Raw genomic sequence first — 12,982 nt, forward strand, 5'->3', positions numbered from 1 at the left:
AATACCAGGAATCATTTAGAAAGAAATACCGTAGCCGAACGTCCCACGAAGCTCGTTGTACCGTTGATCGGCAACACCCGTATCTGAATTCAGGTAGAGCAGTTGCAGATTTACATTTTGTCGTTTAGCGATCTGATAGCTCGCATTGGCCGATGCGTTAATGACTTGGCCATTCAGAGGCTGCCCGTTCAGATCCGATTGCTTATTGATCAGGTAGCTGGCATTGACCGATGTGCTGAGTTTATTGGTCAGGAAATTCTTGGTTGCGCCCAGCGTTGGCCCATAAAATTTCGTCGACATCCCCTGCGCCAATGCAGCTTCGGTATAGGAAACCAGCAGGTTTGCACCCAGCCCACTTTTGACGCGCTGGTAGAAATAGCCAAGGTTCAGATTCGTGTTGGTATTGTTGGTGAATGCGGCCGTACGCTGATTCAGGTCGCTGAGTTGCTGGCGGGTTGCCGATAGTGTAAACAGACTCACAACTTCCTCGCTCTGGATCGTGTAGCGCGTATTGACGGTCGCCGAAAAGTTATTCTGAGCCAGCTTGACCGTGTCGATGACTGGCCGCAAGCCAGCCTGCTGACTGATGCCGTAGTTTGAGAGTTGTACATCAATCCCAAAGGCCGTAGCGGGATTGTACGACACAACCAGTGAGCCAATTGTCCGACCGGTTCGGGCGTTTTTGTTATTGTCTAAATTATCGTACTGAATACCATAACTTCCTGATAATCGCAATTTTCCATTCATTAGCGACAGATTGGGCGCAATGGCATAACTCTCAATATCGCTCTGGAAATAATAGGCCCCCATCGTCTGGAAGTTGGGGTCGATGCGTTTGTACTGGAATTTGACGCCTGCGTTTTTCGTCCGATAGCCGATGGCAGCCTGAGTCGCCTGCGTGAGTTGTGTGGATAAGCGGGGAGTAAAGAATTTACCAAAAAATCGCGTGATGGAATTGCGCCCTTCTGCTGAGACTTCCGTACTCCGAACATCACGCGTGTAGGCACTCACGGCGGCATCCAGTTCGACCGTAATGTGTTTGATAATCAGCAAGCGCGACGTAGCGCCGACCACCATATTTTCGGCGGGGGTAACGGTCTGTGTAGCCGATTGGGGTACCGAAGCAATCGAACTCGAATCGTCGTGCGCCCGCAACATGAGCAGGTCGATGTAGTTTCCTGATTTTCCGTAACCTACTTTCAGCGCATAGCCTGTGCGCTGATAAGCCGGAATAATGTCGGGCTCGGCCAGGTTAGTCGAGATGGCTTTATTGAAACGACCATATACAGCGCCAAGCCGGAGATTGCCTGGATTCAGTTCAACACCACCACCCAGAAACGTATGCCCGGCCAGCGTGAACGGTGAGAATGATACGTTACGGTACCCCGCGTGAACAGTTGCCCATTTGTATGTGGGCGAAACCCCAAATTGGTTGAACGGCTGCCGAAAACTACTTCCCTGATTGCCAAGAACCGCCGAGAACGGCAACGAAATCCCCCCCGGCAAAGCAACAGTGACCGAACCACTCAATCCGAATGGTGAAGCCTGATTACGGGCAGCAATGCCATTAGCTGTATAAAATCCTGCGTAGGCATTGAGTCCACCCGAAACTTTAACAGCCATCGGCTGGCCAGTTGGCGAATCCGTTTGCCCCCATGCCGGACAACTCAGCCAAAACCCGCAAAGGACAAGTAGTAAAGATGAGCGCATTTCCTGATACAGGGTTGAACATAGTGTCGAATACCTATGTCAAAACTACCTATAGTCTGTGCGCGCATCAATCGGATAAATATATGATAGGGAAACTACGTACGCCTGGAAATAAAAACCAATTAATTAATAATCAGTACTTTAATAAACAATCGCAAAAGCACTCAACAATACGTATCGCGTAGAAATACGCAGAATTAATTGAGACTATTTGTGGTCTTGTGTGACCCCGATGGGGTCAGATATTTATAGAAAGATCTCATTTACTATAAACATCTGACCCCATCGGGGTCACACAAACTATAGCACAGTTTAAAAATTACCTATAAGAATACTACTAAACGATGCTTATCCAATTATTGACTAAGTCCAACGCTTATCGTTCATGCGATTCTCGTTTGTTTACCAGTCTGCTGTCCGTTGCCGACGATAGTCAATTCCTGTCATCCTCAACGGACAATAAACCCTATGCTTCAGAGATTTTTTGAATGATTCCTATAGCGCCTGCTATTAATTAGTTGGAGAAGGATCGCCGGTAATGACGGGTCGAATATCGATCCACGCTTCAGCCCTGTCACGAAGAGGATTCTGAGCAGAAAGCGCGAACTTGGTTGTCGTTACATCATTCTCAATATACAACTCGTGTGGACCAAGCATTAATCCATCTTTTTTGCCGTAAATCCACGACAGATCGAAGGTAAGAATGGCCTGGTCGTTTATACCGACAGGCATTGCTATAGCCGATAAAACAGTTGAAATCTCATCAGACGGCAGGCAGGAGGTCACTTTACAAGAACGAATTTGATACCCTTTGTTAACCGGAAAAGACGGTTTGTTCCGACGCGTGAAATACGCTTTTACGGTGTAGGTTATCTGACCAGTCTGTCCGGCAGGAGCCGACTTTTTAGCCTTCAGGAAAGGCAACTGAGTAAAGTTTGGCTGACCACCATTCAGCAAAGGCTTCACCGTTCCCAGCAACGAGCCATCGTTACCGTAGAACTCCAGCTTGTCGAACGAAAATTCGCAAGCATAGGGTCGATCTTTTCCGTTTGTGAGTTTGCAGGACAGACTAAGCGGTGGCAGTTTTTTCTTAGGATCAAACTTGATTGTCAGGCTACTAGGATTGGTCAGTGTGGCCGAAAGGGGATGTTGAGCATATAAGGAGATGGGCAGCAGGCACACGAGTGCGAGCAACATCAATTGCGTTTTCATTCGTCAGATGAGTTAATGGTTTACTTAAACAACCCCGTTTTCAGGGCTTTCGCCACGGCTTCGGACTTGGAGTTGACATGCAATTTTTCGTAGATATTGACAATATGCGTCCGAACTGTACCCATGCTGATGCCGCAATGGTGCGCAATGAGTTTGTAACTATCGCCCTCTACAAGTCGTTGTAGCACGTCTTTTTCTTTATCAGTGAGCAGGAAATCGGTGGCTTTGGGTTGCCTAAAGGCATCGAGCACTTTCAGAGCTATGGAAGGCGTCATGGCTGCTCCTCCATTCATCACTTCGTGAATGGCGTCGATAATTTTGTCGGCCGGGGTTTTCTTGAGTAAATACCCTACGGCTCCTGCCGAGATCGCGGCAAAGATGCGTTCCACATCTTCGAAGACCGTGAGCATCAGAATTTTAGGCCGGGTCGTCTGCTGCCGAATAAGTTTCACTGCTTCAATACCCGTACGTCCTGGCATGTCGATATCCATCAGAATCACATCGGGTTGATTCGTCAACACAGCCTCAACTGCCTGAAGTGCATTCGGGTATTGCCCGGTCACAATCAGGTCATCGGTGGCATCGAAAATCAGGGCGAGTGTTTCCCGAAGCGAATCATTATCATCAAAAATCGAAATGCGAATCATACAGTTTATTAATTTTCTACAAGCTCCTCATTTATTCCACATACCAGGGCTTCGCGGTTGCTTGTTTCACAAAAGTAGCTTACCGATCTATGTCGGGAAATCGGATAAACGTATGACCTTTACGGACTAACGACCAGCTGCAAACGGGTACCATGACCGGGCGTGGATTTCACTTCCAGCGATCCGCCCATCGCTTCGGCCCGCTGCTGCATACTGGCCTGGCCTGTTCGCTGACCGACCTGGCCTTGTTCGAAACCCTGGCCATTATCTTCAATCAACACCTGAAGCTGGCTATCTCTACGTTGAAAACGAACTGTGGCATGAGTGGCCTGTGAGTGCTTTACTAAATTATTAATAGCCTCTTTACCAATTAGATATAAATTTCGACGAACCTCCATTGAAACCGGGACGTCCTCCACGTTTGGATCGGTCTGAAACGAAAAATGAATCTCTTTGGATTCCATCAGAGGCTGTGCATAGTCTCGCAGCCGTTGGGCAATACGTTGTAATGAATCATTGCCGGGGTTAATGGTCCAGATGATTTCGTCAATGGATTCGAGAATCTGGCGGGCATCGCTATAAATCTTCTGCACCATTTTCTGAGCCGTCTCAGGTTGGTTCTGGCTCAGCAGCGTATCGGTATGTCCACTCAGCATGGAGATGCTACTGAGCGTGCTGCCCACTTCGTCGTGCAAGTCGTGCGCAATCTGTTTGCGGAGTTGTTGCGCTTCCTGAAGTCGTCGGATTCGGGCGCGATTTAAGAGCCAGGTACTTATGGCTATCCCCAAAAGAACGATCAATAAGCCACCAATCAGCAAAGCGCTGGTTTGCCATTGTTTAACCGCCAACTCCTTATCGCGTAGTTGCGCCTGTTGGCCAAACAGTTTAATCTGCGCTTCCTTCTTCTCGCTTTCGTAGCGGGAAACCAGTTCATCCGTACGTTCCTTCTGCTCATTGCTCATCAGGGAATCCTTCAACTGCTGCTGCTGGAGCTGGTAGGTATAGGCAGTTCGGTAATCATGCCGCAGAGCAGCCAGCTCGGCCAGGCTAGTCACATAGAGTTGCTTATTATCCAGATCATCCGTTTCCTGGGCAATAGCCGATGCCTGTTGAAACTCCGTTTCGGCGTCGGAATATTGCTTCAGCGATTGATAAATTATCCCCAACGCATAATGGCTATTGGCAATGATACGCTTAAAGTCGAGACGTTTAGCCAATTGCAGTCCCTGCCGGGCAAAGGGTAAGGCTTTTTGCGGTTGATTCGCGTGGTTATAGGTATAGGCCAGTCCGTTAAGCGCATCGGCCTGAGTACTCGTATAGCCCCCTTGTCGACTATGGGCTAGCCCTTTGGTATATGCATCAATCGCCTGCTGATATTGGCCCAGATCGTTATAGAGTTTAGCGAGGTCGACTTCCAGGGTAGCCTGACTGTTCAGATCGTTATTTTCACGACTGATGGCAATTCCTTCGAGCAGGTACGAAATTGCTTTATTGGTTTGCCCTGACGCACGAAATAAAAATCCCAACGTTCGACGGACGTTTTCGCTACGGGGCCGAATGGCATAGCGGGTTTCTAACTGAACAGCCTGCATTACCACCTCAAGCGCTTCTTTGGTACGGCCCAGTGCGCGATAAGTTACCCCTAAATTAGACAAGGTCTTATACTTATCCTCTACTGGCATTTTATATCGATCGATGTCGACCAACAACTGCCGAAGTCGCAGGACGGCTTCTTCTGGTTTATTCAGTTGAAACTGGGCTCCGGCCTGTGCTACAGTAGCCTTATAGATACCTGGTCCAAAATTTAGTTGTCGTGATAGACGCTCCGCCTGACGGGCAATCGAATCAGCCTGTTGAGGGTTATCGCTCCCATAGACCAGCTCATAGGCATAATTGCCCAGCGTCAATGCATACGCGGTATCGCGACTTTTCATCTTTTTCAGTTGCTGCGCCAACGAATCTGCTTTCTGAACAGATTGCGACTTCGCCACCGTGAGCTTTAGGCAAACGAGTGCTAAACCAAGCGTGATAAAACGTAGACAGGAAAGTGACATAGCGTAGATTATGAAGCACAAACGAATACATTCACTTATAGGTAGCGTACTATTTCAGGTCAATTCGGTTAACAGCTGTAGCCGGGTTCCCATACCAGGTGAGGACTGAACCTCCAGCGATCCACCCATCGCTTCGGCCCGCTGCTTCATACTGGTCTGCCCGGTACGTTCACTGGGTTGTGCCATGTCAAAGCCGCGCCCATTGTCTTCAATCACGACCTGAAGCTTACTGTCTTTTCGTTCAAACCGAACGGTAGCCTCCGTAGCTTCCGAATATTTAATCAGATTATTAATTGCTTCTTTACCAATCAAATACAAGCTACGCCGAACTTCCATCGAAATTGGCGCTGCCTCTAAAGTTGGGTCTGTCACGAATAAAAATCGAATATCCTTCGACTCCATCAATGGCTGGGCATATTCCTGAAGCCGCATCGCAATACGTTGTAAGGAATCATTGCCGGGATTGATGGTCCAGATAATCTCATCGATGGATTCGAGAATCTGGCGGGCATCGGTGTAGATCTTTTGCACCATTTTCTGAGCCGTTTCGGGTCGGTTCTGGCTCAGTAACCTATCGGTATGACCACTCAGCATTGAGATACTACTCAACGTACTACCTACTTCATCGTGGAGGTCATGGGCAATCTGCTTGCGCAACCTTTGGGCTTCTTCGAGCCGTTGGAACTTGGATCGGTTGAGTAACCAGGCGCTTACACTAGCCCCCAACAGGAGCAACAACACACTACCAGCAATCAATACATTGGTTCTGAAACGGACACGCTCACTCTCCTGCTGGTTTAGCTTGGCCTGTTGCTGAAGAAGTTTGATTTGGGCTTCTTTCTTTTCGGTTTCGTACTTGGCCACCATACGCTGTACTTCGGCCGACGTGCGAACGGTAGTCGTGGAATCCATGCGCTGGTTTCGCTCGAGCTGAAAGACGTAGGCTTGTTGAAAATCCTTCATGCCGCCGTATAGATTGGCCAGGCCTTGCGTATAGATGGCTATTTTAGTGGCGTCTTCCAATTCATTAGCCAGCGCCAGTGCCTTTTTCATGTTCAGCTCCGCCAGCTTATAGTCTTTGAGATCTTCATACACCTGACCCAGATTGAAATAATCGGTAGCCATCGCCCCTTTACTTTCCTGCTTCTTGTTGAGAACCAAAGCCTGCTCTATTGAGTGTTTAGCCTCCTCAAATCGTTTGAGTTCTCGCAAGACTAGGCCTGTGTTGACTAAAATATCTGCCTGTAACAGCTCTGATTCAGACTCTTTGGCGTGCTTAAGGGCTATCCGGTAATAGGCTAATGCTTTATCGTACTGGTTCAGATCGTCATAACATCTGCCGATATTCTGTTCGACAATGGCCATGCCGTAAGGTGCGTTTAAATTCCGATTCAGGACGAGTGCCTGTTGAAAATAGCTGATGGCTTCACGCGATCGCCTGGTATTTTTCAAGGCAAGGCCGACGCCTATGTATGTATCTTCATTTCGAGGCAGAATATTATACTGCTCCTGCATCCGAAGCGAACGCAGGGAAATTTCGAGTGCTTTTTCGGGCTGATTTACGTTACGATACGCCGTTCCGAGGTTCGTCATCGCGTTTGCCAGTAGGCGTGGGGGCAGCTTATTAGCTCCAGCAATCGCAAGTGCCTTCTGTAAATACTCCAGGGTCTGTTGTGGTCTACTCGACAAGTAATAATTGGCACCTAAGAAGGTGTTTGCCTGATAGATACCCCGGCCGAAATTTAACTTAATCGCTAGTTTTTCAGCCACGCGTAGCAACGAATCGGCCCGGTCGTAGTTGGCTCTTGTCTTGGTAGTCAGATTTCCCATTCTGAGCAGGGCATTCACGTAATTTGTATCAGTTGGCGCGTGGGTTTGAACATAGACTTCCAACGAATCGAGCGATTTGGGTATTTGTGCGATTACGATGTCGCTACGTAGTAGGGTTAGATAGAGTGTCGTCAGCAGTAAACCGTAAAGGGACTTCATTGATTTCAGGTACAGATTAAGATCGTATTTTATTCAACAACTGCTGTTGTCAACACTAATCGGGTACCCTGACCGGGCGTTGATTGTACATCCAATGACCCACCCATTGCTTCAGCTCGTTGTTTCATGCTGGTCTGACCAGTACGTTTACTAGGTTGTGCTACATCGAAGCCCCGCCCATTGTCCTGAATCAACACTTCAAGCTGATTATCTCGTCGGGTAAAGCGAACCGTAGCCCGTGTTGCCTGTGAATACTTGATCAAATTATTAATAGCCTCTTTCCCAATTAGATATAAACTCCGGCGAACCTCCATTGAGATAGGAATATCGACTAAAGTGGGATCAATCTGGAACGAGAAACTAATATCTTTCGACTCCATCAGCGGTTGGGCATACTCCTGAAGTCGCATCGCAATACGTTGTAAAGAGTCATTTCCGGGGTTGATTGTCCAGATAATCTCATCCATAGACTCCAGAATCTGGCGGGCATCGGTGTTAATTTTTTGGATAGCCCGCTCAACGGCCTCGGGTCGTTTTTGGGCAATAAGACTATTGACCATTCCGCTCAGGAGGGATATGCTGCTGAGCGTACTACCCACTTCATCATGCAAATCGTGCGCAATTTGCTTACGTAAACGTTGAGCCTCATCCAGCCGACGGAGTCGTGAACGGTTGAGCAACCAGGCACTTACAACTGCACTTAACAAGAGCAGCATTGTTCCGCCAATGAGCAGGGCATTTCTTTGCAAACGCTGGCGATTTAGCTCTTCATCATGCAGCTGAGCCTGCTGACGAAGTAGTTTAATCTGTGCTTCTTTTTTCTCGGTTTCATAATGGGCAACTAACCGTTGCACTTCGGCACTAGTCCGAGCCACAGTGGCTGAGTCAATCTGCTTGTTTCGTTCGAGCTGAAAGACGTAAGCCTGCTGAAAATTTTTCATTCCCCCGTACAGATCAGCCAGCCCTTGTGTGTAGTTGGCAATCTGCTCCTTGTTGCCCCGTTCGTTGGCTAGTTCAAGCGCTTTTTTCATATTCGCTTCGGCAGGCATGTAGTCTTTTAGCTCTTCATAAATCTGCCCCAGGTTGAAATAAGCGGTGGCCATGGTAGCTTTGTTCTCCTGCCTCCGGCCAATAGCCAGCGAACGTTCTACATAGGGAATAGCCTCTTTAAATCGATTGGACAATTTCAGGGCTAAGCCAATATTTACCAGAATATCAGCCTGTAGCAAGGCAAAGTCTACCTCTTCGGCATGCTTTAGCGCCATTTTGTAGGAAGCCAGCGACTTGTCATATCGTTTGAGGCCATCATAACAAACACCCATGTTGTTTTCTATAATGGCCATACCGCTTATGTTTTTCTCTGCGAGCATCAACGCTAAAGCCTGTTGATAGTAAACCAGGGCTTCCCGAGGTTTATCCAGTTCCCGATAGGCACTGCCCAGACCACCATAGGTAGTCGCAATTCGCGGTTGTACATTATACTGTTCCTGAAGTCGTAGCGATCTCAATTGCATAGCCACGACCTTCTCGTACTGCTGTAGTTTGCTTAGCGCGGCAGCTACGTTCGATATAGCGCCACAAATAAAGCGCGGACTCAGTTTGTGGTTTTCAGCCGTTGTCAACGCTTTCTGAAAATACTCGACTGCCTGTTGTGGTCTGTCGGTCAGGTAATATATGGATGCCAGATTTGTATACGCTTTACTAAGCCCCAGGCCATAGTTAAGTTTAATCGCCAGTTTTTCGGCTACCCACAGTACAGAGTCAGCCCGTTTATAGTCGGGATTACCTTTTGAGTGTAGTTCACGGCCCATCACGTTTAGCGCTATGACATAGTTGGTATCCTGAACGGTATGCGTTTTCAGGTAAACTGTCACCGAATCGAGCGTCTTTGGTACCTGCGCCAGGGTAGAAGAAAATACGCCACTTAGTAACTTAAAGAATAATAAAATAACCAAGTATCTATGCTTCATACCTTTTGTGGAGTCGATACCCTAAATATGAATCAATTATCAATCAATTGAAAATTGCTTTAGGTATCGGTCATTTAGCCTACTAATTAGCCGATTAATCATTATTTCTTATAAAAAATGAACAAGTGCTTGTTTGATAAACAGTGTTCAGTAAGTTTGTGATGTTAATTAATAAATCAATGGGAATCGTAGAGCGAAAGGAACGGGAGCGGGAAGAAATGCGGCAACTTATTCTGGATGGAGCACAAAAGCTTTTTCTGGCCAATGGCTTCGAGAAGGTTAGCATCCGGAACATTGCCGATGCAATTGAATATAGCCCAGCCACGATTTATCTCTATTTTAAAGACAAAAACCAGTTGCTGTTCGCTTTACACCAACGCGGGTTTGTCAAAATGGTCGGTGAGTTTTTACCCTTACAATTGCTGGCTGATCCTTTTGAAAAACTGGTCGAAATGGGACGGTCTTATATTCGATTTGCGGTTGAGAATCCAGAGTTATTCGACCTAATGTTCATTATGAACGCACCGATGGATACGCTCGATAAGGAAGACTGGGTTGAAGGCGATCAGGCATTTGGCTTGTTGACACGAGTTGTACAGGAGTGCATGGATGCCGGTATTTTCCAGAAGCACGATGTTCAATCAACGGCCATGATGATCTGGAGTGGGATTCATGGCTATACCGCTTTGTTTTTACGGAAGCGACTGGGTATGTTTCCCGAATGCGACCGCGAGTTAATTATGGATGAAGCATTTAATCTGTTTTGTGAGACATTACGGCGAGGCCTCTAAATAGCCTTGCCTATTTTTTTGACCATACACTAAACACTGTTCATTAATTGATAAGCGATTATGAAGCTCAATTACAAACATATCCGCTACCTAAGTCTGCTCATACCGCTCTCCGTGGTAGCACAGACTACTCCGCCAAATCAGTCGGTGATTCTGGAAGGTTATGTACGGGAAGGCTTGACGAACAACCTGGCACTTCGTCAGGAGTCGCTCGAGATTAGCCGCGTCACGGAATCGCTCAATCAGGCGAAGTCGTTATTCTATCCGCGTATTGCCTTCAATCCAACCTATTCACTGGCGGCTGGCGGTCGGCGGTTGGAGTTTCCAGTGGGTGATCTGCTCAATCCGGCTTACAAAACACTCAACCAGATTATTGGCTCCGACAAGTTTCCGACGAACATCGAAAACGTGAATCAGTTGCTGGCTCCCAATAATTTCCACGACACAAAATTTACGGTTCAATATTCGATCTTCAACACTGATATTCAGTATAACTACCTTATTCAGAAACAACTCGTATCGGCTCAGGAGGCTCGTAAACGCGTAGTCGAGAACGAACTTCGGTATAACATTGCTACGGCTTATTACCAGTATTTACAAACGCTTGATGCTATTCGAATTTTCGAGAATTCGCGTCAGTTGCTAACTGGCCTGGCGCGCCTGAACGAAAAATTTGTCAGCAATAACGTCGCGACCAAAGAAACCGTCACATCGGCCCGCTACGAAATCAGTAAAGTTGATCAGCAACTGGCTGTAGCTCAGAAAAACCGGGAAACGGCCCGCGCTTACTTCAATTTCCTGCTCAACCGGGATTTAACAACGGGTATCGATGTCGATTCAACGCTCACTAAAATCTTGCCGGAGTCGAAAGAAAATCTCAATGATTTACAACAAACGGCGTTGCATAGTCGGCAGGAATTGAGCCAATTAGGCGGCTCATTGCAAGCCGCTCAAACATTGGTCAAACTAAATGAAGCCAACGCCAAAATCCCAAATGTATACGTTGGTGGTAATGCTGGTTTTCAGGGGTATGGCTACACATTCCAGAACCAGGCGTATCTGGTCGCTCAGGTTGGTTTGCAGTGGGATTTGTTTCGGGGGTATGAAAAACGCTCGAAAATTCAGCAGGCTAAAATCCAGACTAATGCCTTACAGACACGCGTGGCCGAGGTTCAACGGCAAATTCAACTACAGGTGTTGCAGGCCTATTATGACCTGACTGCGGCCAATGAGAGCTTAACGGCTACACAAAGCGGTGTGGTCAATGCCGACCAAACATTCCGGGTCATTGACAGCAAATACCGCAACGGCCAATCGCTCTTAATTGAATTCCTGCGGTATCAGAATGACCAACTAACAGCACAACTGCAACACTCGCTGGCCCGCACTGATGTTCTTGTTAAACGGGCTGCTCTGGATCGAGCAGTAGCGGTTGGACAGTGAATATGAGCCCACTGCCGCACTGGCGGCCCGGTTTAGCTGTGGGTTTGATTGATACAACTACGAACATATTTCTGTTGATTTTTTCTCTATCAAAATCATGAAAGTATTCCACCTTCTTATCTCTTTCTCGTTAGCCGTCGCGCTCTGGTCGTGCGGTAGCAAAGCCAGTACAGACGAAAAAAATACAGCCACCGCACCCGAAGAAGCAGTGGTTCCCATCAAACTATCACCGGTTAGCACCGTCGTACGGGCAGAGCCCGTTGTGGCATCGGGACTGGTTTCTTCCGCGCAGGAAGCACGGCTATCGTTCAAAATTGGCGGGATTATCAACCGTATGTTCGTGGAAGAAGGGCAGTCTGTTCGTAAAGGGCAACTCCTGGCCACACTCGATCTGACCGAAATCAATGCGCAGGTGAGTCAGGCGCAACTCGCCAATGAGAAAGCCGAGCGCGACCTCGGTCGTGTTAAAAGCCTATACGCCGACACAGCCGCCACGCTCGAACAACTTCAAAACGCTACTACGGGTACCAACGTAGCGAAGCAGAATCTGACTATTGCGCAATTCAACCAAAGCTATGCTCAGGTTCGTGCGACGGTAGATGGGACGGTAACCCGCAAACTTGTCAATGCTGGTGAGTTTATCGCACCAGGTACATCCGCTTATTTGATCTCATCAAATCGCCCGAATGATTGGGTTGTGCGCGTAGGCGTATCCGACAAAGACTGGGCACGGCTCCGATTAGGCAATCGAGCCAGCATCACCCTCGATGCCTACCCAGATCGAACATTTACCGGCACCGTCAGCGAACTGGCTCAAGCCGCCGATCCGACCAACAAGCTGTATGAAGTGGAAGTACGGATCAATCCCAATGGGGTGAAGTTCGCGCCCGGCTTATTTGCCAAAGTAACGCTCGTTCCGGCGCAAAGTCGCAGTTATACGCTTGTGCCTGTGGAAGCGATTGTAGAAGGAAATGGTAAAGAAGGATTCGTCTATTTACTCGCTGATGACAAAAAACACGTTCGCAAGGTCCCGATTCAGGTTGGTTTTCTGGATGGTGATAAAGTGTTGTTGACCAACAACTTGGTAGGTATAAAAGACGTAGTTACCGGCGGATCGGCTTATTTGACAGAAGAATCACTCGTGATAGTGAAATAACCATTTAAAC

Annotated in this window: 9 protein-coding genes; 3 read left to right on the forward strand and 6 right to left on the reverse strand. The window is 47.7% G+C overall.

Annotated elements, in window-relative coordinates; translation table 11 throughout:
• Positions 1-15: 15 nt before the first annotated feature.
• The 6 genes from GO755_RS11695 to GO755_RS11720 form a co-directional block, all read right to left on the reverse strand.
• Complete coding sequence (locus GO755_RS11695) at positions 16-1,710, reverse strand: hypothetical protein (RefSeq protein WP_157584945.1); 1,695 nt, start codon at positions 1,708-1,710, stop codon at positions 16-18.
• A 510-nt stretch (positions 1,711-2,220) separates the two neighbouring features.
• On the reverse strand, positions 2,221-2,922 hold the full coding sequence (locus GO755_RS11700; protein ID WP_157584946.1) for a hypothetical protein: 702 nt from the start codon (positions 2,920-2,922) through the stop codon (positions 2,221-2,223).
• Between the two features lie 20 nt (positions 2,923-2,942).
• A complete protein-coding gene (locus GO755_RS11705; protein ID WP_157584947.1) occupies positions 2,943-3,569 on the reverse strand; it encodes a response regulator transcription factor in 627 nt (208 codons plus the stop codon).
• Positions 3,570-3,688: 119 nt separating this feature from the next.
• Complete coding sequence (locus GO755_RS11710; protein ID WP_157584948.1) at positions 3,689-5,623, reverse strand: tetratricopeptide repeat-containing sensor histidine kinase; 1,935 nt, start codon at positions 5,621-5,623, stop codon at positions 3,689-3,691.
• A 54-nt stretch (positions 5,624-5,677) separates the two neighbouring features.
• Positions 5,678-7,612: an ATP-binding protein gene (locus GO755_RS11715; protein WP_157584949.1), complete on the reverse strand. Its 1,935-nt coding sequence runs from the start codon at positions 7,610-7,612 to the stop codon at positions 5,678-5,680.
• Positions 7,613-7,641: 29 nt separating this feature from the next.
• Complete coding sequence (locus GO755_RS11720; RefSeq protein WP_157584950.1) at positions 7,642-9,582, reverse strand: tetratricopeptide repeat-containing sensor histidine kinase; 1,941 nt, start codon at positions 9,580-9,582, stop codon at positions 7,642-7,644.
• 179 nt (positions 9,583-9,761) lie between these two features.
• Between GO755_RS11720 and GO755_RS11725 the strand changes: the two genes are divergently transcribed.
• The 3 genes from GO755_RS11725 to GO755_RS11735 all read left to right on the forward strand — a co-directional run bounded on the left by GO755_RS11725 (position 9,762) and on the right by GO755_RS11735 (position 12,972).
• Positions 9,762-10,373 carry a TetR/AcrR family transcriptional regulator gene (locus GO755_RS11725; RefSeq protein ID WP_157584951.1) on the forward strand — a complete coding sequence of 204 codons (612 nt, stop codon included), beginning with the start codon at positions 9,762-9,764 and terminating at the stop codon, positions 10,371-10,373.
• A 60-nt stretch (positions 10,374-10,433) separates the two neighbouring features.
• Positions 10,434-11,816: a TolC family protein gene (locus GO755_RS11730; protein ID WP_157584952.1), complete on the forward strand. Its 1,383-nt coding sequence runs from the start codon at positions 10,434-10,436 to the stop codon at positions 11,814-11,816.
• A 97-nt stretch (positions 11,817-11,913) separates the two neighbouring features.
• A complete protein-coding gene (locus GO755_RS11735; protein ID WP_157584953.1) occupies positions 11,914-12,972 on the forward strand; it encodes an efflux RND transporter periplasmic adaptor subunit in 1,059 nt (352 codons plus the stop codon).
• The last annotated feature ends 10 nt before the right edge of the window (positions 12,973-12,982 follow it).

This window comes from Spirosoma arboris (genome assembly GCF_009754945.1).
GTDB classification, from domain to species: Bacteria; Bacteroidota; Bacteroidia; order Cytophagales; family Spirosomataceae; genus Spirosoma; species Spirosoma arboris.